General features: G+C 71.6%; 20 protein-coding genes. 7 read left to right on the top strand and 13 right to left on the bottom strand.

Features of this window, described 5'->3' with window-relative positions; genetic code table 11:
* Positions 1–71: 71 nt before the first annotated feature.
* From nhaA to QWU11_RS24605, 6 genes are all read right to left on the bottom strand, one after another.
* A complete protein-coding gene (nhaA, locus tag QWU11_RS24580; protein ID WP_290116751.1) occupies positions 72–1,955 on the bottom strand; it encodes a Na+/H+ antiporter NhaA in 1,884 nt (627 codons plus the stop codon).
* Positions 1,956–2,059: 104 nt separating this feature from the next.
* Entirely contained in the window at positions 2,060–4,522 is a 2,463-nt protein-coding gene (locus QWU11_RS24585) for a discoidin domain-containing protein (RefSeq protein ID WP_290116752.1), read from the bottom strand.
* A gap of 115 nt (positions 4,523–4,637) precedes the next feature.
* Entirely contained in the window at positions 4,638–5,036 is a 399-nt protein-coding gene (locus QWU11_RS24590) for a PPOX class F420-dependent oxidoreductase (RefSeq protein WP_290116753.1), read from the bottom strand.
* A 76-nt stretch (positions 5,037–5,112) separates the two neighbouring features.
* On the bottom strand, positions 5,113–5,913 hold the full coding sequence (locus tag QWU11_RS24595; RefSeq protein WP_290116754.1) for a DUF4253 domain-containing protein: 801 nt from the start codon (positions 5,911–5,913) through the stop codon (positions 5,113–5,115).
* Between the two features lie 107 nt (positions 5,914–6,020).
* Complete coding sequence (locus QWU11_RS24600; protein ID WP_290116755.1) at positions 6,021–6,854, bottom strand: SGNH/GDSL hydrolase family protein; 834 nt, start codon at positions 6,852–6,854, stop codon at positions 6,021–6,023.
* Between the two features lie 140 nt (positions 6,855–6,994).
* Complete coding sequence (locus QWU11_RS24605) at positions 6,995–7,921, bottom strand: alpha/beta hydrolase (protein ID WP_290116756.1); 927 nt, start codon at positions 7,919–7,921, stop codon at positions 6,995–6,997.
* 411 nt (positions 7,922–8,332) lie between these two features.
* On the opposite strand from QWU11_RS24605, the gene QWU11_RS24610 reads away from it, so the two are divergent.
* Complete coding sequence (locus tag QWU11_RS24610) at positions 8,333–8,935, top strand: TetR/AcrR family transcriptional regulator (protein WP_290116757.1); 603 nt, start codon at positions 8,333–8,335, stop codon at positions 8,933–8,935.
* A gap of 43 nt (positions 8,936–8,978) precedes the next feature.
* Here the strand turns inward: QWU11_RS24610 and mctP are convergent, their stop codons facing one another.
* Together mctP and QWU11_RS24620 are read right to left on the bottom strand one after the other, a co-directional pair.
* Entirely contained in the window at positions 8,979–10,604 is a 1,626-nt protein-coding gene (mctP, locus tag QWU11_RS24615) for a monocarboxylate uptake permease MctP (RefSeq protein WP_290116758.1), read from the bottom strand.
* 4 nt (positions 10,605–10,608) lie between these two features.
* On the bottom strand, positions 10,609–10,866 hold the full coding sequence (locus QWU11_RS24620; protein ID WP_290116759.1) for a DUF3311 domain-containing protein: 258 nt from the start codon (positions 10,864–10,866) through the stop codon (positions 10,609–10,611).
* 381 nt (positions 10,867–11,247) lie between these two features.
* Between QWU11_RS24620 and QWU11_RS24625 the strand changes: the two genes are divergently transcribed.
* On the top strand, positions 11,248–13,353 hold the full coding sequence (locus QWU11_RS24625) for an anthranilate synthase component I (protein ID WP_290116839.1): 2,106 nt from the start codon (positions 11,248–11,250) through the stop codon (positions 13,351–13,353).
* On the opposite strand, the gene QWU11_RS24630 is transcribed toward QWU11_RS24625, so the two are convergent.
* The 3 genes from QWU11_RS24630 to QWU11_RS24640 all read right to left on the bottom strand — a co-directional run bounded on the left by QWU11_RS24630 (position 13,322) and on the right by QWU11_RS24640 (position 16,703).
* Positions 13,322–14,044, bottom strand: coding sequence for a hypothetical protein (locus tag QWU11_RS24630; RefSeq protein WP_290116760.1), 723 nt, complete (start codon positions 14,042–14,044; stop codon positions 13,322–13,324). The genes QWU11_RS24625 and QWU11_RS24630 overlap by 32 nt on opposite strands.
* Positions 14,045–14,172: 128 nt before the next feature.
* Positions 14,173–16,200, bottom strand: coding sequence for a molybdopterin oxidoreductase family protein (locus QWU11_RS24635; protein ID WP_290116761.1), 2,028 nt, complete (start codon positions 16,198–16,200; stop codon positions 14,173–14,175).
* Positions 16,197–16,703, bottom strand: a complete 507-nt coding sequence (locus QWU11_RS24640) for a hypothetical protein (protein WP_290116762.1) — start codon at positions 16,701–16,703, stop codon at positions 16,197–16,199. The genes QWU11_RS24635 and QWU11_RS24640 overlap by 4 nt, the downstream gene beginning before the upstream one ends.
* A gap of 112 nt (positions 16,704–16,815) precedes the next feature.
* Between QWU11_RS24640 and thyX (QWU11_RS24645) the strand changes: the two genes are divergently transcribed.
* From thyX (QWU11_RS24645) to QWU11_RS24655, 3 genes are all read left to right on the top strand, one after another.
* Complete coding sequence (gene thyX / locus QWU11_RS24645; RefSeq protein WP_290116763.1) at positions 16,816–17,613, top strand: FAD-dependent thymidylate synthase; 798 nt, start codon at positions 16,816–16,818, stop codon at positions 17,611–17,613.
* Between the two features lie 5 nt (positions 17,614–17,618).
* Complete coding sequence (thyX, locus tag QWU11_RS24650) at positions 17,619–18,332, top strand: FAD-dependent thymidylate synthase (RefSeq protein ID WP_290116764.1); 714 nt, start codon at positions 17,619–17,621, stop codon at positions 18,330–18,332.
* A gap of 422 nt (positions 18,333–18,754) precedes the next feature.
* Complete coding sequence (locus QWU11_RS24655; RefSeq protein ID WP_290116765.1) at positions 18,755–18,922, top strand: hypothetical protein; 168 nt, start codon at positions 18,755–18,757, stop codon at positions 18,920–18,922.
* A gap of 43 nt (positions 18,923–18,965) precedes the next feature.
* Here the strand turns inward: QWU11_RS24655 and QWU11_RS24660 are convergent, their stop codons facing one another.
* Positions 18,966–19,523, bottom strand: coding sequence for a hypothetical protein (locus QWU11_RS24660; RefSeq protein ID WP_290116766.1), 558 nt, complete (start codon positions 19,521–19,523; stop codon positions 18,966–18,968).
* Between the two features lie 67 nt (positions 19,524–19,590).
* Here QWU11_RS24660 and QWU11_RS24665 point away from each other — a divergent pair, with 67 nt between their 5' ends.
* Positions 19,591–20,586 carry a zinc-binding dehydrogenase gene (locus QWU11_RS24665; RefSeq protein ID WP_290116767.1) on the top strand — a complete coding sequence of 332 codons (996 nt, stop codon included), beginning with the start codon at positions 19,591–19,593 and terminating at the stop codon, positions 20,584–20,586.
* Here QWU11_RS24665 and QWU11_RS24670 read toward each other — a convergent pair whose 3' ends face one another.
* Positions 20,587–21,510 carry an SDR family NAD(P)-dependent oxidoreductase gene (locus tag QWU11_RS24670; protein WP_290116768.1) on the bottom strand — a complete coding sequence of 308 codons (924 nt, stop codon included), beginning with the start codon at positions 21,508–21,510 and terminating at the stop codon, positions 20,587–20,589.
* Between the two features lie 153 nt (positions 21,511–21,663).
* On the opposite strand from QWU11_RS24670, the gene QWU11_RS24675 reads away from it, so the two are divergent.
* Entirely contained in the window at positions 21,664–22,536 is an 873-nt protein-coding gene (locus QWU11_RS24675; RefSeq protein WP_290116769.1) for a helix-turn-helix transcriptional regulator, read from the top strand.
* The last annotated feature ends 89 nt before the right edge of the window (positions 22,537–22,625 follow it).

The raw sequence follows: 22,625 nt of genomic DNA on the forward strand, positions 1-22,625 counted from the left end.
TACGGCGAGGGCCACGTCGCACTGACGCGCGAGGGTGTCCTCAAGGACTCGTGCAGGACCTCGACGACATCTCAAACCCCCAGGTAGGCGCGGGCTCGCGCCGCGCGGACCGCCGCCGACAGCGTCTCGATGTCGTACGCGCCGTAGTGGCGTTTGCCGTTGATGAAGAACGTCGGCGTGCCCGCCACCCCGCTCAGGTCGGCCGAGTCCAGGTCCTCGGCGACCCGCGACGCGCCAAGGTGGCGCCGCAGATCCGCGCTGAAGCGCTCGACGTCGAGTTCGAGCGACTCCGCGTACCGGATCAGGTCGCGGACGCGCAGCGCGTCCTGGTGGTCGAAGAGCAGGTCGTGCATCTCCCAGAACATCCCCTGCGCCGCCGCGGCCTCCGACGCCTCCGCGGCGAGCTGGGCCGCCGGGTGCACGTCGTGCAGGGGCAGGTGCCGCCACACGTAGCGCAGGTCGCCGAAGTCGGCCAGCAGCTCGCGGACGATGGGTTCGGCCTGCCCGCAGTACGGGCACTCGAAGTCGCCGTACTCCACGACCGTCACCGGGGCGTCGCCGGAGCCCCGGATGTGGTCGCGGTCCGGGTCGACCGGCGCGGCCAGGTCGATGATGGCCTCGGAGGTGCCCAGCAGCGCACGGAGCTTCATCCTCTTCGGCAGCATGCTCGTCACCCGGAAGATCACCCAGGTCAGCGCCGACGCCAGCAGCGCGGACCCCAGGATGCCCAGTTTGGCCTCCTCCAGGCGGGGGCCGCTGAAGGCCAGTGTGGCGATCAGCAGGGAGACGGTGAAGCCGATGCCCGCGATCGCGCCGCCGCCGGCCACCGACGCCCAGCCGACCGGTACCTGCACCCGGCCGCGCGTCAGGCGGGTGAGGAGCCAGGCGGAGCCGGTGATGCCCACCGGCTTGCCGACGATGTAGGCGATCAGGATGCCGAGGGTGATCGGCGAGGTCAGCGCGTGGCTGAGGAAGGACGCGCTGATCGGGATGCCCGCGTTGGCCAGGGCGAAGAGCGGGACGATCACGTAGCTGGTCCACGGGTGGTACATCAGCTGCAGCCGCTCGTTCGGCGACACCGCCGAGGCCAGCCCGTCGGTCGCGCTCCGTGCCAGCTCGGCCGTCGGCTGCTCGCGGAAGAGCCGGAACATCTCGCTGGCGCGCTGCAGGTCGTCTCGGGCGGCGGGGGAGGCGTACGTCAGCAGGCCCAGGAGGAGGCCGACGACGATCGGCTCGACGCCGGACTCGAACATCGCCACCCACGCCGCGACGCCGAGCAGCGCGTACACGAGGCCCCGGCGCTCGCCGCGCAGCCGGGCGGCCAGGATCACGGCGAAGATCGCCGCGGCGACGAGCAGCGGCATCACCCGTACGTTGCGGCTGTAGAAGACCGTGATCACGGCCAGGGCGACCAGGTCGTCCACGACCGTGACCGTGAGGAGGAACGTGCGCATCCGCGACGGCAGGTGCGAGGCGGCCAGGGTCAGCATGCCGAGGGCGAACGCGGTGTCCGTGGACATCGCCGCGCCCCACCCGTGCGAGGACGAGCCGCCCGAGTTGATCGCCAGGTAGATCGCGATCGGCACCAGCATCCCGCCGACGCCGGCCACCATGGGCAGCACGACGCGCCGCCGCTCACGCAGCTCGCCCATGTCGAACTCGCGGCGCGCCTCCAGGCCGACGACGAAGAAGAAGAACGTCATCAGCCCGGTGTTGACCCACTCGCGCAGGTCCTGGGCCAGCCCGTGGCCGCCGAGGCGTACGGACAGCCTCATGTGCCACAGCGACTCGTACGAGGACGTGTCGACGTTCGCCCACACGAGCGCGGCCACGGTCGCGGTCAGCAGCAGGGCCGCGCCGCCCGTCTCGGTGCGCAGGAACTCGCGCAACGGGGTCTTCAGGTGCAGCGCACCCCAGGCGGTGCGTCCGGAGAACCGCTCGCCGGGTTCGGTCATCCGGGCGTGCTCATCTGGGGCCGTCTCCCGCGGAGACCGGTCATCATTGCCACGAAACACATCGTAATCGGGTACGGCCTCCGCCCACGCCAGCCCGGCGCGGGCTACCCGGCCGGCACGCCGACCTGGATCTCCGCGGCGGAGGCGTAACCCCCTCCCGCGTCGAGCGCGGTGAGGCGCAGGAACCGCGGGCGGACACCGTTCAGATCGATCGTCTTGCGCGCCGCGTCGAGTGGCCAGGTCCCGGTGGCGACCGTCGTGTACGCGACGCCGTCCGCGCTGGCAGCCAGCGCGTAGCGGGTGATGATCCCGTTCATGTTGCCGTCCTCACGCGGCTGGTAGGTGACCTGGGAGATCGGCCGCGCCCGGCCGGTGTCGACCGTGATCGCCTGCGGCAGGGCGGCCCGCGGGCTCCACTCGTTGTGCCACATCGACTCGACGCTCCCGTCGACCGCCTTGCGCGGCTCGTACCCGTGGTGGAAGCCGGTCCCGGTGGCGCTCAGAAGCTGCGCCGGCAGGTAGCGCGCGTCCCCCGAGGGGGCCGCCGGCCTGACCGCCAGGTCGTCGAACTCCGCGTGCCGCCACGGCGCGACGGCCAGGCCGACCTGCCCGGAGGCGTGGACCGGGGCATGGACGGAGGCGAGCCGTACGCCGTCCAGGGAGGCGGTGACCCGGTCACCGGAGAAGCCCAGCCCGAGCCGGTGCCAGGTCCCGGCCCCGACCGGCGTACGGCCGGTGGCCAGGGTCCGGCGCTGGACCGGGGGCTCGCTCGGCGGGGCCGTCGCCCCGGCGCACGACGGATCGCTCGGCACACAGAGGGTGGCGTCCTGGCCGCGCAGGTTCTCGTCGTAGAGCTGCCAGGCGCCGGTGTCCGACAGGCGCAGGTGGACGCCGGAGACCGCGTCGGCGTACTGCCCGTCGACCCGCCCCAGCAGCTCGGCCCAGCCGTCCCCGTCGAGCCGTACGTTCACTTCCGTCTCGTAGTCGCGCCAGGACCTCAGGTCCCCGACGAGCGTCACCGGGTGCCGGAGCCAGCCGTTCCACCACACGGGCTGCTCGCCGATCACCTGGCGCAGGCAGCGGCCCGTACGGCCCGTGCAGGGCGCGACCTCGAAGGCGCCGTCGAGGTCGGAGACGTAGCGCGGGACCGAGCCGGCCTTGTAGGTGTCGAAGCCGTCGCGGTACGGCAGGCGCAGCGGCGCGGGCGGCGGCGAGACGGCCCGGCCCTTGCCCTGCCCGCGCGTCGTGGTCAGCGTGTAGACGTGGCCGGGCCGGAGCGTGAGCGTGTCGCCGGGGCGCGCCGTTCCCGTACGGACGAACCACCGCCGCGGGTCGGGCGAGGACAGGTCGGTGGACCACACGGAGACCGGGCGGTCCGGCAGCCCGCCCGCGACCGAGAACCTCAGCCGCTGCGGCGCGGTCGCGTCCACGGTCTCGACGATCATGCTGTAGTCCCGCCCGTCCGGCGAGCGCAGCGCGACGTGGCTCCCGCCGCCGTCGAGGTAGCCCGAGGCGGAGTCGGCGTAGCGCCAGCCGGGCCGGGTGAACTGCGTCGTGTGCGCGGTGGCCCAGATGCTGGGACCGGCCACGTACGCGCCGGACCAGGGTTCGTTCGCGCCCATGAGGCCCGAGGCCTGGAACGGCATCGTGTCGTACCAGGAGGCGATCAGCGACCAGTTGATCGTGGAGGTCATCCGGCCGTCGATGTAGGGCCGCGAGAGCGCGCGGGCGAGCGGCGCGGCGCCGGAGTCGTACGGCAGCGACCCCTGCTCGCTCGCGTGCAGCGGCTTGCCGAGGGCCTGGGCCGTATCCGGGCTCGGGCAGCGCAGGTAGTCGCTGAGGTAGCCGCAGACGTAGTGCTGGCCGACGACGTCGACGGCGGCGCGGAAGTCCGCGTCGGCGGCGAGCGGCTTGAGGACGTCCCAGTTGAAGCTGTCGTCGGCGACGACCTTGACGCCGCCGTAGCCGCGCTCCCGCAGAGCCTGGTGCAGGCGGACGTACCAGGCGGGGTCGGAGTAGGCCTCGTTCCAACCGCCGAGGTAGTCGATCGACAGGTGGTGCCGTGCGGCGCAGCCGAGCCAGGAGGTCAGGTAGTCGATGTTGCGCGTCGTCCACACGGTCGGGCGCGCCTGCCCGCTCCCGGTCCAGCCGGGCGCGCCCCACTGCAGCGCGGACAGCTTGATGCGGGGGTTGCGGGCCTTGGCCTGCTCCATGAGCCACCACTCGTAGCCCCGGTCGCAGTTCAGGTCGGAGGGGGTGCGCATGTGGCTGGGCTCGGCGCCGTCGGTGGAGTTGGTGTCGCCACCGATCTCGACCTTCAGGATCTGCAGCGCGGCCCCGTAGCCGGGCTTGAACAGGTAGTCGAGGATGCGGCTCCGCTGCGGCTCGGGATAGTCGATCAGCAGGCGCGAGGTGGCGCCCGCGCTGAGCGCGCCGACCCCGTCGAAGGTCCGCCCAGCGGCGGCGCCGTCGATCGTCACCTGCTGGGGCGCCGCCGCCCGTGCCGGTGTGGCGAGAGGCGGGACGAGCAGGAGGCCGAGGGCGGCCGGGATCCAGCGGGGGCGCATGTCGTCTCCTCAGGGGCATCGCTCGCACCACCGATTTTCACGTCCGTGACAGGACGTCAACCTGGTTGTCCGGAAGCGGCTACCGGTCCGGCCGGTTCGTCCCGGAAGGCCCGCGTCAGCCGCCGGGGGAGAAGATCACGTGCTCGGGCCGTACGCGGACGGTGATCCGCCGCTCGTCCGCCGACTTGTAGGGGTACTTGTCGACGCCGAGGTACTTGTGGGCCAGGTGGTCGATCACGTCGTCCGCGCCCTCCTCCTCCAGCTCCGCCCGGCCCGAGACGCTGATGGCGCGGAAGGCGTCGTTCGGGTCGACCACGCTGACCGACACGCGGGGATCGGCGCGCAGGTTCTTCTCCTTGGCGCGCCCGATCGCGGTGTTGAAGATGACGTCGTCACCGTCGAGGTCGACCCATACGACCGTGCTGTGCAGGGACCCGTCGGGGCGCAGGGTCGTCGCCCAGCCGGGGAACGCTTCGGCCAGCAGCGCCTTCGCGCCGTCATTCAGCCCGGGCATGGTGGGGTCTCCCTCGGTCGCGACGGCGTGGAAACGATCCGTTTCACAACGTGACACGACCGAGTGTGGCGGTCGATCATTCCCAGTGGAACGACCAGACCCGCGCGTCGCGAATCTGTTCCGCGTGGCCGGCGAGCGAACCCGGCCCCTGGACGATCACTTCGGGGCAGAACGTCGCGTGCTCGGCCGCGACGCGCAGGGCGTGGCGGAAGGTCGAGGGCGGGGCGGCGACGCTCAGCTCCAGCGTGTCGAACCCGATGCCGATGAGCCGTGCGCCGAACCGATCCTCCCAGCTGCGCACGACCGCGGAGAGCGGAGCCGTCAGCGGGTTGTGGTGGCGCGCGCCCTGCCAGCCGATGGCCGCGAGCACGTCGGCGCCGCGCGCGGCCGGTACGAGCCCCAGAGGCCGCCCGGTGAGCTCGGCGGCACACTGGTCCGCGACCGCGCCGGGGTCCTCCAGCGGCTCGCTGGGCAGCGCCGGGCCGGGGGAGTAGCGGCCGAACGGCTCGATGTCGATCGGCGGCTCGGGCCAGTCGGACCACACCTCGGACATGAACGCGGCCGGATCGTAGCCGTCGATCTCGCTCACCGGCTCGGGCGCGATCTGCCCGGCCGACCAGGGCTGGGCGGAGTCGTCCAGCAGGAGCGGCCACAGGCCGGAGTCCGGATGCGCCGCGCGCAGCCGGGCCCACAACCCGGGCGGCGCCGGGCCCTCGCTCATCCAGAGCGCGGGCCCCTCCACGATCTGGTGCTGGGGGAAGCCGGGGTCCGGCCAGATCACGTATCCGGACGGAAGCATCACGGACAGTGAATGGTCGAGGGCGTGGCCGGGGAACAGCTCGTCTACGCCTGCCGTCAGCGGTTCGAGATCGTCCATCGCAGTCGCTCCGGCGCCGGGCCACCCGGCGCTGCGGGAGATCGTAATGCGGCCGGGCCGCCCGTGTGCGGGCGGCCCGGCCAAAGTGTGATCCGCCGGATACGGGCTCAGCTCTCGCGAGCGTGCGAACCGGCCGCGACGGCACCGGCCACGGAGGTGAGCCTGGGCAGGTAACCGGACGAGTGGCCGGTCGCGGTCGGGTGGTAGGAGTCGCTGATGTCACCGAGGTCGACCGAGTGCAGCCAGTTGTCGCCCGAGCAGAGCTCATGCCCGGAGAACTGGCTGCGAACGTCGGAGAAGGTGAAGCCGGCGTTCGCGGTCGCGGTCTGGATGACGCCGTCGAGCACGTCGGCCGCCTGGTTGAGCGCCACGTGCTTTGTGTGGCTCATGCCGATGCAAAATGTATCGTTCGATATATAAAGGTGCGGATAATCAAGCACTACGAACTTCGCGGACGGGGCCGCCGACCGCATCGCGCCGAACAGGTTGCTGAGATTTCCCGGAAGTGTGTTCCGCGCGTAGTTCTCGGCGTTGTTGACCGCCGTGAGGCACGTGGAGTCCGAACCCAGAACGCACGTCTGCATGGTGCTGGCGAAGCCCGCGTCGTTGCCGCCGATCGTGATGCTCGCGAGCGTGGTGCTCGAACTCAGCGCGCTTATCTGCTTGCTGAGGACATCTCCGGTCTTGGCGCCGGAACAGGCGACGAACTTGAATGACGCGGGGGCGTGAGAGGCGGCCCACAGGGCGGCGTACGCCTTGCTGCTGCGCTGGCAGGCGCTGTCCAGGTCATAGGACCCGGTGCCGGTGCCGGAGGAGTAGGAATCTCCGAGGGCGACGAAGTTGGTGGACGAGGCGTAGGCGGGGGACGTCGCCACGGTGACGGCGGCGGTCGCGAGGGACACGGCGCAGGCGGCTGAGGCGACGAGGCGGGGGAGTTTCATCGGCTCTCCAAGACGAAAGTGACGCTCGCCTTACTCAAGCATCATTTCTGTCTTTTGAGGAGCAGCCGAAATTGGCCGTTTTCTAGTTGTTTTCGCCGTTGACAAAGTCCGGCAGACCATGTCAGATAGCGGGTCTCGGCTCAGGCCGGAGTGACTTGGGAGCCACGGCCGAGCGTGATGAGCGCGAGGTTCCGCAACGACAAAGAACCGGGCTTCAGATAGTCGCTATGCCCCGCGGAGCCGGCCGCGAACACCCGGGCGCCGAAACGCGGTGAGACGGGGTCGGTGCCGAAACCGAGCCCGAGCACGCGAACGTGCGGAACGAATTGCATCCAGTCGCGGGACCCGCGCGCGGCCCAGACGTTCGCGCGGGTGCCGAGCGCGCCGGCCGAGGAGGCGGTCATGCCGGGGCTGCCGAACGCCGCGACGTCGTCGACCGGCAGGCCCCTGACCGCCTCGCCGCAGACGACCGTCCCGTAGCTGTGGCACAGCAGCGTCGTGGCGGCCGACGGGTCGAGTTCGTGCAGGTCGGAGACCAGGCGGCGCAGCCGCGTGGCGCCGGCGTCGGCGCGTACGTCGGTGATGACCCCGGCGCTCGTCACCTTGGGCGGGCTGTAGCCGAGCCAGGCGATGACCGCGAGGTGGGGGTCGCGTTCGAGGCCGCCGGCCTCGCCCAGCAGGGCGCGCGCGCCTCCACCGGGTGTGGAGTACGGACGCTGCCCGCGCTCGTCGAAGGTCGTGAGCGTCGTGTCGGCGCCCGGCACCAGGATCGCGAGCCGCCGGGCGCGGGTCAGGTCGCCGAGGACCTCGACGGCGTGCCCGGTGCCCCGCGGGTCGAAGGACAGGAACCGGCGGCCGGGCGTCAGCAGCCGGCTCAGCGCGCGGGCGCGGTCGCGGTCCCGTACGCGCAGCGCGGTCTTCAGCGCCTCCCCGATCGCGCGCCGGTTCGCCTTGTATCTGGCGGCGAGGGTGGAGACCGAGAGCGCGGGCAGCGCGCCCGGCTTGGCGTACACGTTGACGCGGGTCGCGCCGAGCGTCGTCACCCAGACCGCGACGATGACCGCCACGGCCCCCAGGCACCTGCCCAGACCGCGGGCTCGGGAAAGGCGCGGCGTGACCATTTCGTGGACCTCTCCAGGCGACCGGCTACGGCGGGTCGGGGACCGGAGTCTGCCTTTTCGGCACGACCGGACCACCGGCTGCGAAGAGACGGCCCCCGAGATGAACGAGCCACCCGGAGATGTCAGATGAAAGCCTGACAAGTGGCGACTCGGTCACTGCGGAATGAGACGGCCGCTCCCGCGGGTTTGTTCCCCTCACGCTCGACAGATCTTAGGTCAGAGCGCTGTCAAGATAGCGGGTGACGTGCGATTCGCTCGGCGTTCACGCATGTCATGCGGCCTATCTCACGTGGTGGCCGGCCGGGACGGTGGCTACGCTCGTCGCGTGAGCGGCCGCCGAGGAGCCTGAAGAAGCAGATGGACATCGAGACGAGCCGGCCGGGGCGCGACCCTCGCCGCCGGCGGGCGCTGCTCGACGCGGCCGACCGGATCATCCGCCGCGAGGGGCCCGAGGTCTCCATGGCCTCCATCGCGGCCGAGGCGGGCATCACCAAGCCAATCCTCTATCGCCATTTCGGCGACAAGAGCGGCCTTTACCAGGCGCTCGCGGAGCGGCACACCCGCCTGCTGATGGACGCCATACGCGTGGCCTTCCGCCGCCCCGGCGAGATCCGCGACCGCGCGCGGGCGGCGATCGACACCTACCTCGCCGCGATCGCGGCCAACCGGCACCTGTACGGCTTCCTCGTCCACCGCGCGGGCGCCGAGGACACCGCGACGCACAGCGCGATGAGCACGCTCATCCGGGGGCTGGGCGGCGAGCTCGCCGAGGTGCTGCTCGACGAGGGCCGCCTGCGCGACCCCGTACGCGGCCACATCTGGGGCCACGCCACGGTCGGCATGGTCCAGGCCGCGGGCGAGTGGTGGCTCGACCACTCCACGGTGCCCCGCGCCGTCGTCGTGGAGGGCATCGTGGACCTGCTCCTCGACGGCTTCACCGCCGCCGGGCCTGCGACGTGACCGTGGCCCGGCGGTCGCCGCCGGGCCACGGTCACGCCGGGGCTCAGGTGGCGAGCCCCTCCTCGACCTCACGGGTGCCGCGGACGACCTTCGGGTCGCCCTCGTCGGCGAGGTAGTCCTCGGTACGGGTCACGTCCACGCCGTCCGCGGCCTTGGCCGCCTTGAGCACGACCGAGGCGATCACCGCGACGACCAGGTTGACCGCCAGCGCGATGGCACCGACGTACACCGTCATCTTCGTGTCGATCCCGATGTCGCTCAGGGCGTACGCGGAGCCGCCGAAGTGCTTGTGGCCGTTGGTCGGGTTGGGGATGCGGTAGAGCATCCACATGCCCGCGGCCATGCCGGCGACCCAGCCCGCGACCAGGCCGCCCCGGTGGAACCACCGGGTGATCAGGCCGAGCGCCACCGACGGCAGTGTCTGCAGGATGATGACGCCGCCGATGAGCTGCAGGTCGATGGAGAACTGGGGGTCGAGCAGCAGGATGGCCAGCACCGCGCCGACCTTGACGACGAGCGAGGCCAGCTTGCTGACCGTGGCCTCCTCGGCGTCGCTCGCGTCCCGCCGGAAGTACTCCTTGTAGATGTTGCGGGTGAACAGGTTCGCCGCCGCGATCGACATGATCGCGGCGGGCACCAGGGCGCCGATGCCGATGGCGGCGTAGGCGACGCCGGCGAACCAGCTCGGGAAGACGTGGTCGAACAGCAGCGGCACGATCGTGTTGCCGTCCGGCTTGCCGTTCGCCCCGGTGACCGGCTTGACCCCGCCCGCGATCGCCATGAAGCCGAGCAGCGCGATCAGCCCGAGCAGGAAGCTGTACGCCGGCAACGCCGCCATGTTCCGCTTGATCACGTTGCGGTTCTTGCTGGCCAGCACGCCCGTGACGCTGTGCGGGTACAGGAACAGCGCGAGGGCCGACCCGAGTGCCAGCATGGCGTAGTTGAGCTGGTTGTTGTGGCTGAGGAGCGTCCCATCCGTCGCGACGGGCGTCTTGTCGAACTTGGCCTGCGCCGCGCCGAAGATGTGGCTCCAGCCGCCCAGCTTGTGCGGGATGTACAGCACCGCGACGATGATCACGATGTAGATCAGCGCGTCCTTGACGAACGCGATCAGGGCGGGCGCCCGCAGGCCCGACTGGTAGGTGTAGGCGGCCAGGATCGCGAACGCGATGATGAGCGGCCAGTGGCCCTTCACCCCCATCGCCTCCAGCGTCGCCTGGATGCCGACGAGCTGCAGCGCGATGTAGGGCATGGTCGCGACGATGCCGGTGATCGCGACGAGTAGCGCGAGGGTGGAGGACCCGAACCGGGCCCGTACGAAGTCGGCCGGGGTGACGAATCCGTGCACGTGGGAGACCGACCACAGCCGGATCAGCACGAGGAAGACCAGCGGGTAGACCACGATCGTGTACGGCACCGCGTAGAAGCCGGCCGCGCCGGCGCCGAAGACCAACGCGGGCACCGCGACGAACGTGTAGGCGGTGTAGAGATCGCCGCCGACGAGGAACCAGGTGATCCACGAGCCGAAGCTGCGGCCGCCGAGACCCCATTCGTCCAGGCTCTGCATGGTGCTCGGACGGCGCCAGCGCGCGGCGACGAAGCCCATCCCGCTGACGACCACGAAGAGGATGATGAAGATGACGAGCTCGGTGGTGTGCCTGCCGGACATCGGCTCAGTCCTCCTTCGGGGCGTCGGCGGAGGTGGCGGTCGTGCCGGAGGGGCGCCGCGTCATCAGGTAGACGAGCGTGGTGCAGCCGACGCCGAGGACGATGAACGCGAACTGCACCCAGTAGAAGAACGGGAATCCGGCCAGCCGCGGCTTGTCCCTGTTGAACACGAAGGTCAGAAGCGGAACGACGACCGGGAGGATCAGCAGCCAGTTCCAGGGGCTGTGATCACTCCTGCGGGTTCCGGGCTCCGTGTCGGCCAACGGGTCCTCCTTGTACGCCAGTGCGCGAGACGGCCGCCGTTGGCGAGATCCGGCCAGCCGAATTCTCCTGGCAGAAGATTTAAGAAAGGAGCGGTCTCGGTTCGGTCTCGGCTGCGCGTCGCTTTGGACCTTTCGTCCCTTCGGCTGGGCCGTTGTCCCATACCAGAGGCCCGGGCGCCGGTGGCGTGGCGCCCCCGCGACCGGGTAGCCTATAGATCATGCGAACCCCGGCCAGGCAGTGGTGGTGGCGCCGCTAGGCGGCGCGGGTTCACGCATTCTCAAGATCACCGCAGCGACCGCCCTCGTACGGCGGTCGTTTCTGCTTTCCGCCGCGAGGGCCCGATAACCGAGAGGCCGATCGTGGAGACGACGACGGACTATATGACGGCGGGCGGCCTGCGCGTCGTCCGTACCTCCACTCCGGTGGACCCGGCGCGCAAGAGCGAGGCGCTGGACGCGCTCGTCGAGGCCGTGGGCACCCGCCGTGGCGGCGTGCTCAGCTCCGGCATGGAGTACCCCGGCCGGTACAGCCGCTGGCACATGGCCTACGTCGACCCGTGCCTGGAGGTCGTCGCCCGCGGTCGGCGCCTGACGGTGCGGGCGCTGAACGAGCGCGGCGAGGTGCTGCTCCCGGCCGTCACCGGCGCGCTGGCCGCCGCCGGCGAGCCCGGTGAGATCCCCGGCGGCGTCGAGGTGTTCGTCCCCTCCACCGACGAGGTCTTCGCGGAGGAGGAGCGCAGCCGCCGGCCCACCGTCTTCACCGCGCTGCGCGCGATCTGCGACCTGTTCGCCGGCGACGACCCGCACCTGGGCCTGTACGGCGCCTTCGGCTACGACCTGTCGTTCCAGTTCGAGCCGATCCGCCTCACCATCGACCGGCCGGCCGACCAGCGCGACCTCGTCCTGCACCTCGCCGACGAGATGATCGTGGTGGACCGCAAGCGCGAGACCTCGGCGCGGATGTCGTACGACTTCGAGGTCGGCGGGGTCAGCACCCGGGGCCTGCCGCGGCGCACCGAGCCGACCCCGGAGCCGCGCGCCCGCGAGCTGCCGCCCCAGCCGACGCCCGGCGCGTACGCCCAGGTGGTGCGCGACGCCAAGGACAAGTTCGTCCGCGGTGACCTGTTCGAGGTCGTGCCCGGCCACGTCATGTACGGCGCGTGCGAGTCGCCGGCGGCCTTCTTCGAGCGCCTGCGCGTCATCAACCCGGCGCCGTATGAGTTCTTCTTCAACCTGGGGGAGGGGGAGTACCTCGTCGGGGCCTCCCCGGAGATGTTCGTGCGCGTCACCGGCGACCGGGTCGAGACCTGCCCGATCTCCGGCACGATCCGGCGCGGGGGCGACCCGCTGGAGGACGCCGACAACATCCTCACGCTCCTCAACTCGGCCAAGGACGAGTCGGAGCTGACGATGTGCACCGACGTCGACCGCAACGACAAGTCGCGGGTCTGCGTGCCCGGCAGCGTGAAGGTCATCGGCCGCCGGCAGATCGAGATGTACTCCCGGCTGATCCACACCGTCGACCACATCGAGGGGCGGCTGCGGCCCGGCTACGACGCCCTCGACGCCTTCCTCACCCACATGTGGGCGGTCACCGTGACCGGCGCGCCCAAGACCTGGGCGATGCAGTTCATCGAGGACCACGAGGAGACCCCGCGGCGCTGGTACGGCGGCGCGGTCGGTTTCGTCGGCTTCGACGGCTCGATGAACACCGGCCTGACCCTGCGCACCGCCCAGATCCGCGACGGCGTCGCCGCGGTGCGCGCCGGGGCCACCCTGCTGTACGACTCCGATCCCGAGGCCGAGGAGCGCGAGACCTACCTCAAGGCGCGCGCCCTCATCGACGCGCTGTCCCCGGGCGAGGCGGCCGGCGGCGCGGCCGGCGCGGACCGCGGGCGGGCCGGCGAGGGCCTGACCGTGCTGCTCGTCGACCACCAGGACTCCTTCGTCAACACCCTGGCCGACTACTTCCGGCAGCAGGGCGCGGCCGTGACGACGCTCCGCTTCGGCTTCCCCGACAAGATGCTGGACGAGATCCGCCCCGACCTCGTGGTGCTGTCACCGGGGCCCGGCCGGCCCGCCGACTTCGACACGGCGGGTCTGCTCGACGCGGTCTACGCCCGCGACCTGCCGGTCTTCGGGGTCTGCCTCGGCCTGCAGGGCATGGTCGAACACGCGGGCGGCGAGCTCGCGCTGCTGCCCGAGCCCGCGCACGGCAAGCCCGGGCAGGTCGAGGTGCGCGGAGGCGGCCTGTTCGCCGGCCTGCCGGAGGAGTTCACCGCGGCCCGCTACCACTCACTGCACACCACGGCCGGGCGGGTCCGCGGCTTCGAGGTCACCGCCTCGCTCGGCGACGTCGTCATGGCCATCGAGGACCCGGCCCGGCGGCGCTGGGCGGTGCAGTTCCACCCCGAGTCGATCCTCACCGCCACCGGCGAGACCGGGCACCGCATCATCACCAACGTCCTGGAGATGTGCCGCGGCTGACCTCCTCCATGCCGTCGCGCAGCCGCTCCAGCGGCGGCCGCAGCTCGGCGGGTGAGAACCTCGGCGCCGCGCGCTCGAGCCGTTCCTCACCCGCCCCGGCAAGGTAGACGTCGGTGCTGGTCGCGGCCACCTCGCCCTGGATGATGAAGGTGCTCGTGCCCTGCGACTTGGACGCGGCGTTGTGCACGATCTCGTGCGGCTGGAAGTAGAACTCCCCGGCCGCGACCTTCACGCGCCGCGCCTCGCGCAGCCGGGCGGAGCCCACGCGCCGCAGGGCGTACTCCGTCTGGCCGCCGGGAGACTCATACCGGTACCGGTCCACTTCCAGCGGGCCGTCCGGATCCTCCTCGAAGTCGGTCAGCTCCAGCTCGCCGCCCGCGATGTAGGACACGAAGTCCCAGCGGTGGTTGTGGTAGTCGCCGTCCACCCAGGGACGGCGCTGCCGCCACTCGTGCCAGACGAGCTTGCGCCCCGCCGGGGAGACGCCGAGCACCACCTTGGTGAAGTCGTTGTGGTGCTGGTAGCCGTTGGCCGCGCACCACGCCAGGCGCTCCTCATCGGCCAGGATCGCCCGTACGAGCGCCAGGACGCCGCCGCGCCCGATGAAGGGACGGAAGAAGCCGTCCAGGTACGCGGAGGAGAGCGGCATCGCGTCGCCCAGGTCCGTCCACGCCGTTTCGCGGGATGTCATCACGCTCCGATCGACCGGTGATCAATACAGGCCAATACCCGGTACGTCGTCGGTCTAGATCGATTCAGCCGTGACGTCGCTCCGGCCGCCCGGCGGGTTGGGCGATTCACCGGAGATATCAGTAAAGATCAGATTAGGGCAACCTCAACGCGATTGTCGTGAAAGACCGCTCCGCGTCCCATGTCCGCATCACGCTCGTCGATGGTCGCGTTGACCGTCGCGCCACCGTTGAGTTTGGCCCAGTGGCCCTTGGTCGTGGCCGCGACGCCGGGGCGTACCCGGTCCGAGACCTCCGCGACGGCCTCGAACGCTCCGCGCCCGTTGTGGACGCGTACGGCGTCCTCGGAGGCGATGCCGCGCGCCGCGGCGTCGTCGGGGTGCAGGACGATCGTCGGCGCGCCGGCCCGGCGGCGCAGCTCGGGGTTGTTGCCGAAGGTCGTGTTGAGGAAGTGGTGCGAGGCGCCGGAGATCAGGACCAGCCCCTCGCCGGGGTCGGCGTGTGAGGTGAAGCCGGGCAGCGGGTCGTGCCCGAGGCGGGTGGCGCGCTGAGAGTAGAACTCCAGCCGCCCCGACGAGGTCGGGAACCCATCGGCGAACGGCAGGAACGGCCGGTCGACGTTGAGGCGGACGAAACCCTGCTCGCGGAGCCTCTCCAGGGTGATGGCCTCCAGGGAGGGATGCGGGGAGTCGAGCAACTGGCGTACGAGGTCCTCGTCGGAGTCGTACAGGCTCGGCTCGGTCATGCTCATCCGCCGCGCCAGCCGCCGGAACGTCTCGGAGGTGGACAGGCACTCGCCCGGCGGGGCGACGGCCGGCTCGTTGAAGACGAGGTAGAGGTGCCCGTACCCGGCGATGACGTCCAGGTGCTCGGGCTGCATCGTGGCGGGCAGCACGATGTCGGCGTAGTCGGTGGTGTCGGTGGGGAAGTGCTCCAGGACCACAGTGAACAGGTCCTCGCGGGCCAGCCCGCGGCGGACCTTCCCCTGGTCGGGGTTGCTGCCGACGGGGTTGGCGCCGATCACGAACAGCGCCTTGACCGGCGGGTCGTCCACCTCCAGCAGGCCCTCGCCGAGGCGTGTCATCGTCAGGCTCCGCACCGGGTGCGGCAGCAGGTCGATGCGTACGAGGCCCGGCAGGTTGAGCTTGAAGTGCCCGCTGGTGGAGTAGCACAGGCCGCCGCCGCGCAGCGCCCAGTCGCCGGTGACGCCGGGCAGGCACGCGAGCGTGCGCAGGGCCATGCCGCCGCCGGCGTGCCGCTGCATGCCCTGTGTCGCCCGGATCGCGGTCGGCCGGGTCCGCGCGATCCGCTCGGCGAGCGCGACGACGTCTTCCTCGGGCAGCCCGGTGATCTTCGCCACGCGGTCCGGGGGGAACTCCTCGATCCGGTTGCGGAAGGACTCCCAGCCGAGCGTGTACTTCTCGATGTAGGCCTGGTCGTGCGCGCCCATGCGGACGATCACGTGCAGCAGGCCGAGGGCGAGGGCGGCGTCGGTGCCCGGGATCGGCGCCAGGTGCTCGTCCGCCTGCGCGGCCGTACGGGTGCGGACCGGGTCGATCGCCACGACGTACGCGCCGTCGCGCCGGGCGTCCTGGACGAACTTCCACGAGTGGTGGCCGCTGGTCAGCGGGTTGGTGCCCCACAGCAGGATCAGCCTCGAATGGGCGAAGTCCTCCGGATCCATGCCACCGGAGGTGCCGAGGGTGTACTTCAGCCCGGTCGCCCCCGCGATCGAGCAGATCGTCGGCTCGTGCACCGAGGCGCCGAGCACGTTGAAGAACCGGCGGCCGGCGAAGCCCTCCAGGCCCTGGATGTAGCCCAGCGAGCCGGTGCCGTGGAAGGGCCAGACGGCCTGGCCGCCGTACTCCCGCCTGATCTCCTCCAGGCGTACGGCGATCTCGCTGAGGGCCTCGTCCCAGCTGATCCGCTCGAACCGTCCCTCTCCCTTGCGGCCGATCCGCCGCATCGGGTGCAGGACGCGGTCGGGCGCCTTGGTGTGCTCCAGGTAGCGGTTGACCTTGACGCACAGCGCGCCGCGGGTGACCGGATGCTCGGGGTTGCCGCGCAGGTTCACCGCCTCGCCGTCGTCGTCGACGGTGACCACCCAGGAGCAGGCGTCCGGGCAGTCGAGCGGGCAGGCGCCGAGGACCTTCCTCACACCTGGTCCTCCACCCGGCGGTCACGGAGGTAGCCCTCGATGTCGGGACCCTCCGGCCGGGCGAGCACGTGCTCCAGCCAGGCGCGCCGCTCGAAGTCGGTGACGGCTAGCTCCCAGACGCAGCCGACGGCCGGCGTCGGATGCGGCCGCATCGTGCCGAGCCTGGTCGGCAGCGAGGAGTACCTGCGCTGGTGGAGCTCGGTCTCCCCGGCCCACCAGTCGAAGATCGCGAAGGCGTAGTCCCTGGCGTCGTGGAGGATGACGAAGCCGATGCCGTACCGGTCGATGTCGTGCGGGTCGCCGCCGCCGGTGTGGACGGCGGGGCTCGGCAGGACCGACGGGGCCAGCGCCTCGGCGACGGTGGCGAGCTCGGGCCGGGGCGGACCGCCGTCGACGGTGATCCCGTAGACCTTCAGCCGCCAGCCGGCGGTCTCGTGCAGCTTGAGGAAGCTGACGGCCCGCGGCCGGTACGCGCCGGTCCTGGTCATCGTGCTCTCGGTCACTAACCCCTCCTGAGGTCTCCTTACATTTATACCTTTCAGGAATGTCGCCAGTAGACGGGCATTACACAGGGGGCGTGCCGGGCGGGCGGCCGCGCCTCTAGGCTTGTGGCCCATGAAGAGCGTTGAACCCTCGGTCTACCTGGTCGCACGTCCGGAGCTCGACTACGACGAGGTGGCCCGCTACCTCGGCGAGGTGGGCGGCACGGCGTGGCTGGAGCGGCTCGACCGCGGCGACCTCGACGACGAGCTCAGCGACCCGCAGACTCTCGCCGAGTTCGCCGGGCGGCTCTGCTACCGCTCATGGGAGCCGGGGCTCAACCCGAACGTCACCAAGATCCGTACGGACCAGGCCGCGTACCTGGAGAACATCCTGCGGAGCCTGCACGGCTCGGTCCTGGAGCACGTCAGCTTCTCCTTCGTCCTGCACAACGTGAGCCGGGTCCTCACCCACGAGCTGGCCCGCCACCGCCCCGGCGTGGCGATCTCCCAGGAGTCGCTCCGCTTCGTACGGCTGCAGGACCTGCCGTTCTGGTTCCCCGAGTGGGCGCAAGAGGACGCCGAGCTGATGAAGCGCGCCACCGCCCTCCTGTCCCAGATGGAGGAGTTCCAGGGCTGGATGGCCGAGCACTTCGGGCTGGACGACGAGGGCGTTCCGTTCAAGGAGAAGAAGCACAAGACGAGCTTCATGCGCCGGTTCGCCCCGGAGGGCGTCGCGACGGGCCTGGTGTGGACCGCCAACGTCCGTACGCTCCGGCACGTGATCGAGGCCCGTACGGCCCCAGGGGCCGAGGAGGAGATCCGCCTGCTCTTCGGGCGTCTCGGTGAGCTGATGCGGGGCGAGGCCCCGGCACTGTTCGGCGACTACGTGGTCGAGGACGGCGCGTGGACCCCGCGGTGGCGTAAGGTCTGACCGCGATGGAGATCTCTTTCCGCAGTGACATGACCGTCGAGCTGGTCAAACACGTGGCCTCCGACGCCGACGTGATCTGGGCGGCCCGCGTGTCGACCAAGGGGGAGAGCTCCCTCGCCGACCTCTCGTCCGACCCCTCGCGCTCGGCGGGTCTGATCAACTTCCTGATGCGCGACCGGCACGGCACGCCGTTCGAGCACTCGTCGATGACGTTCTACGTGCGCGCGCCGATCTTCGTGTTCCGGGAGTTCATGCGGCACCGGACGTTCAGCTACAACGAGGAGAGCGGCCGCTATCGCGAGCTGGAGCCGGAGTTCTACGTGCCCGGCCCGGAGCGCAAGCTGGTCCAGATCGGAAAGGCGGGCCGGTACGACTTCGTCGACGGCACGCCGGAGCAGCACAAACTGGTGACCGAGGCGACCCGGGAGTCCTGCCGCCGGGCTTATGCCGCGTACCGGGAGATGCTGGAGGCGGGAGTGGCGCGCGAGGTGGCCCGTACGGTCCTGCCGGTCGGGCTTTACTCCTCGATGTACGCGACCTGCAACGCCCGCGCCCTGATGAACTTCCTGTCCCTGCGCACCCGCCACGACGACGCCGCGTACCCGTCGTTCCCGCAGCGGGAGATCGAGCTCGTCGCGGAGGCGATGGAGCGCGAGTGGGCCGCGATCATGCCCCTGACCCACGCGGCCTTCGAGTCGAACGGCCGCGTCGCCCCGTAAGAGATCTACAACGTAAAGGCGTCGGCCTCGGTCGGCCGGACCACCTGACTTCACCGCGACGCGCGCGTCGACCGATGACAATCGCACTACGTCCGATGATCTGGTCGATCGCCGACGACTCGCACCGGCGTTCCTCGTCGGCCGCGCGGGCGTTGTTCCGGCTCGCCTCGAGGCTGACCGGCTGGACGCGCCGGGCCCATAGCCGCGCGCCGATCCCGCACGAGCGGAAGTCGGCGGTGGAGCTCGAGCCGGGGGACTCGGGCGGAGGAGGACACCCGTCCGGCGGACGAGCCCGGCGTGCGCGAATCGTCGGTCTCCGGTAAGGCCCGCGCCGGGGCACCGCGGACCAGGAGCCGGCGTTCCGCGCCCTGACAGACGATGCGGGCGAGGGGCGGGTCGAGGAGGCGGACCTCGTCGCCGCCGTGGCGGACCGGGGACACGCCAGGGCGGACGCCCGGCGCGCGCTGCGGGCGGCGTTGCACGCGGGACTGCTGGCCCGGACCGGCGCCTCGCCCGGCGGCTCCCGGCCGAGCTCGCCCGGCTTCGCTGCGGCGGCACCGACGCCGGCGCGGACCTCCACCAGGCCCTGAGCGGGCTCGCCGACCAGGTCGGCCGGCCTCGTCCTCGGGCGCGTCACGTAGCGGCGGTGGCCTGTTCCGAGTAGATCACGAGGGTCTGTTCCGGATGCTCGGCGACGTGGAACGCGGTGTGCGTCATCGTGATCGGCCCGCGCCTGGGGTGGCGTAGGCGCTTGGTGCCCGCGTGGCTGACCTGGATGTCGTACCGGGGCCACCAGGACCGTACCTCCGGGCTCGCCGTCTGGAGTTCCTCCACCAGGCGGGTGAGGCGCGGATGGGAAGGATGGCGTCCGGCCGACGCGCGCAGGCGGGCGAGCAGGCCCTGGGCCTCGCGTTCCCAGTCCACCAGGACGACCCGCGCGCCGGGATCGGTGAACATCCAGCGTGCCAGATTCGACGGCGCGGCGATGCCGAAGAGTTCGGCGGCGGCGGTGTTGCGGCTCAGCACGTCGTAGCAGAAGCCCGTGACGTAGGCGGGGTTGGGCTCCACCAAGGACGGGACGGCCGCGACCCCGGCGGCCAGTCGCTCCGGCTCGTCGAAGTCCTCGGCTCCGCCGTTGCCCGCGAGATGGAAGAGATGCTCGCGCTCGTGCCCGGTCAGCCGCAGCGCCAAACTCGACTCACTGGGCCGGCCCCTGCGATCCGCGGAGGTCCCCGAGCCCGTCCTCCGCGGGGGCGGCGTGATCATCACGGTGCTCGCCGCCGCCGTACCCGCCTACACCCGTGCCCTCATCGGTGGCGAACGCGGCACCATCCCCACGCCGCTCGTCCTCGGCGCCGCGTGTGTCGGCCGGGTCGAGGCCGTGGCCGACGAGGTGTTCAACGTCGCGCCGGGCGACATCGTCGTCGACATCGCGCTCCTCGGATCCGGCGACACCGCCGAGCCGCAGGAGATCCTTGTCGGCTGGACCGGCGTCGGGGGACGAGGAAGAGCCACCCGGACGACCGAAGGAATGCAGGCGCTCTGGCACGACGGGGTGTTCGCCGAGCGCGCCCTGTGCCCGAAGGAGTGCCTCGTCCGCCTGCCGGGAGCGGGGAGGTATCCGCGGCCGGACAAGCTGGCCTTCCTGCCCTGGCTCGGCATCGCCGCCGAGGGCCTGAACCGTGCCGGCCTGCAGGCCGGTCACGTCGTCGTGGTCGTCGGAGCGACCGGCCAGCTCGGCGGCGCGGCCGTCCTCGGGGCGCTGGCCCGGGGCGCGGCGCGGGTCGTCGCGGTCGGGCGCAACGCCGGAGCCCTGGACCGGCTGGCCGGGCTGGACCGCCGCGTCGTGCCGGTGGCCCTGACCGGCGACCGCGAACAGGACGCGAAGGCGATCACCGCGGCGAGCGGTGGCGCCGACAGAGTGCTCGACGCCCTCGGCGACGTGCCGAGCGCCGGACCGACGCTGGCCGGCTACGACAGCCTGCGTCCCGGCGGCACCATGGTCGTCATCGGCGGGGTGAGACAGGATCTGCCCCTGCCGTACGGCGACCTCATGCGCCGGCGGCTCACCGTCGCCGGCTCGTGGATGTGCTCGCCCGCCACCGCGCTGACGGTCTGGAACATGGTGGCCGCCGGGACACTCGACCTCGGCCCGCTCGGCGTGCGCACGGTCGGCCTGGACGACCCGGCGGGCGCGCTCGACCTCGCCGCGAACACCTCCGGCCCGGAGTTCGTCGCGCTCGTGCCCGGCTGATCAGCTCGCCAGGAGCTCGACGGAGACCTCCCACAGCCGGGCGGCCTTCTCCGGGTCCAGGGCGTGCTCGGCGACGCCGCGCCGGACGCCCGGCCGGTACGGCTCCGCCTCGGCGCAGTCCTCGAAGTACCGGCCGGTCACGCCCTCGACCAGCGGGGACGCGGCCAGCAGCACCGAGGTGGCCGCACCCTGCGAGGTGTCCTTCCAGGACACGTCCGTGCTGCCGGGGTCGAACGAGGCGGGTGCGGCCTGAACGTCGCCGATGTGCCGGCCGAGGTTGGTGCTGGTGATCCGGCCGGGGTTCAGGGCGTTGACCGCGATGGCGTCCGGGGCCCAGCGGCGGGCCGCCTCGACGGCGAACAGCACGTTGGCGGTCTTGGACTGGCCGTAGGCCGCCCACTTGTCGTACGGGTGCCGCTCGAAGTGCGGGTCCTCGAACAGCACCTCGCCGTTGACGTGCCCGACCGAGCTGACCACGACGACCCGCGCGCCGCCGGCCGCGGCGAGCGCGTCGTGCAGGCCGGTGGTCAGTGCGAAGTGGCCGAGATGGTTGGTGGCGAACTGCAGCTCCCAGCCCTCCGGCGTGCGCTGCTCGGGCGTCGCCATGACGCCCGCGTTGTTCACCAGGATGTGCAGCGGGCCTTCCCAGACCGCGACGAAGGCGGCGACGGACGACCGGTCGGCCAGGTCCAGCGGGGCGACGAGCACCCGGCCGGGGAGCTCCTTCGCGGTCCGCTCGCCGGCCGCGACGTCCCGTACGGCGAGGGTGACCTCCGCGCCGGCTCCGGCCAGCGCGCGTGCGGTCTCGACGCCGATGCCGGAGGAGCCGCCGGTGACGATGGCGCGGCGGCCGGTCAGGTCGATCCCGGCGATGACCTCGGCGGCGGTGGACCGCGCGCCGAAGGGGGTGGTGATACGGCTCATTGACGTCAGCCTTCCTGCAGAGGGGGTTACGACCTCCAGGCAACCACCGGGAACAGCAGGTCAGACGGCCGTATGAGGCCCGCCTCGACCCGGGGTCCAGCAGTACCCCCCTGCCGTCGTGCGGGGGCCCGCGGCCCGCCGTACCGTGAACGCATGAGCGAGCAGTCGGGCAACGCCGAGCTGCGGGAGTTCCTGCGCTCGCGGCGGGCCAGGATCACCCCCGAGGAGGCCGGCCTCCTGCCCGGGCCGGGCACGCGCCGGGTGCCGGGGCTGCGCCGCGAGGAGGTGGCCCGGCTGGCCGGGGTGAGCGTGGACTACTACGTACGCCTGGAGCGCGGGCGCGACGTCAACGTCTCCGAGGCCGTGCTCGACGCGATCGCCCGCGCGCTGCGGCTGAACGACGTCGAGCGCGGTCACCTGTTCGCCATCGCCAGGCACACCAGGCCCTCCCGCACCCGGAGCCGTCCGCTTCCGCCGCAGCGCGTACGGCCGGGGCTGTACCGCGTCCTGGAGACGCTGACCGAGACTCCCGCCCTGATCGTCGGCCGCCGTACGGACGTGCTGGCCACCAACCGGCTGGCGCGGGCGCTCTACACCGACTTCGACGCGCTGCCGCACCGGGAGCGCAACATGGCGCGCTTCGTCTTCCTCGACGAGGCCGCCCGCGAGCTGTACGTGAACTGGGAGGCCGTCGCCCGCACCAGCGTGGCCGCGCTCCACCTGTACGCCGGGCGCCACCCGAACGACCCGCGGCTCGCCGAGCTGATCGGCGAGCTGTCCCTGCGCGACGAGGACTTCCGCCGCTGGTGGGCCGATCACGACGTGACGCGCCGTACGTTCGGCTCCAAGCACTTCCACCACCCCCTGGTCGGCGATCTCTCCCTGGACTACGAGGCGCTCGCCGTCACGGGAGACCCCGACCAGGTGCTCGGGATCTACACCGCCGAACCAGGTTCGCCGTCGGAGGAGGCGCTGCGGCTGCTGGCCGGCTGGACGAGCCAGGCGGGCGCCGCGTCCCTGGGCTGAGCCCGCACAGGTGTCGTTCGGTCGGGGAACGTGGGACCGAAGACCCTTTTCCGGCCTCGCCCCGCGGGCGGACGGTGGACGGGAACGGG

Origin of the sequence: Actinomadura sp. DC4, from assembly GCF_030406325.1 — a bacterium.
In the GTDB taxonomy this organism is placed as follows: domain Bacteria; phylum Actinomycetota; class Actinomycetes; order Streptosporangiales; family Streptosporangiaceae; genus Actinoallomurus.

Coding starts and splice junctions, on each gene's coding strand:
- thyX (WP_290116764.1), top strand. CDS start 17,619: ATGGAGATCTCTTTCCGCAGTGACATGACCGTCGAGCTGGTCAAACAC.
- QWU11_RS24625 (WP_290116839.1), top strand. CDS start 11,248: ATGACGGCGGGCGGCCTGCGCGTCGTCCGTACCTCCACTCCGGTGGAC.
- nhaA (WP_290116751.1), bottom strand. CDS start 1,955: ATGACCGAACCCGGCGAGCGGTTCTCCGGACGCACCGCCTGGGGTGCG.
- QWU11_RS24585 (WP_290116752.1), bottom strand. CDS start 4,522: ATGCGCCCCCGCTGGATCCCGGCCGCCCTCGGCCTCCTGCTCGTCCCG.
- QWU11_RS24590 (WP_290116753.1), bottom strand. CDS start 5,036: ATGCCCGGGCTGAATGACGGCGCGAAGGCGCTGCTGGCCGAAGCGTTC.
- thyX (WP_290116763.1), top strand. CDS start 16,816: ATGAAGAGCGTTGAACCCTCGGTCTACCTGGTCGCACGTCCGGAGCTC.
- QWU11_RS24675 (WP_290116769.1), top strand. CDS start 21,664: ATGAGCGAGCAGTCGGGCAACGCCGAGCTGCGGGAGTTCCTGCGCTCG.
- QWU11_RS24630 (WP_290116760.1), bottom strand. CDS start 14,044: ATGACATCCCGCGAAACGGCGTGGACGGACCTGGGCGACGCGATGCCG.
- mctP (WP_290116758.1), bottom strand. CDS start 10,604: ATGTCCGGCAGGCACACCACCGAGCTCGTCATCTTCATCATCCTCTTC.
- QWU11_RS24595 (WP_290116754.1), bottom strand. CDS start 5,913: ATGGACGATCTCGAACCGCTGACGGCAGGCGTAGACGAGCTGTTCCCC.
- QWU11_RS24600 (WP_290116755.1), bottom strand. CDS start 6,854: ATGAAACTCCCCCGCCTCGTCGCCTCAGCCGCCTGCGCCGTGTCCCTC.
- QWU11_RS24670 (WP_290116768.1), bottom strand. CDS start 21,510: ATGAGCCGTATCACCACCCCCTTCGGCGCGCGGTCCACCGCCGCCGAG.
- QWU11_RS24610 (WP_290116757.1), top strand. CDS start 8,333: ATGGACATCGAGACGAGCCGGCCGGGGCGCGACCCTCGCCGCCGGCGG.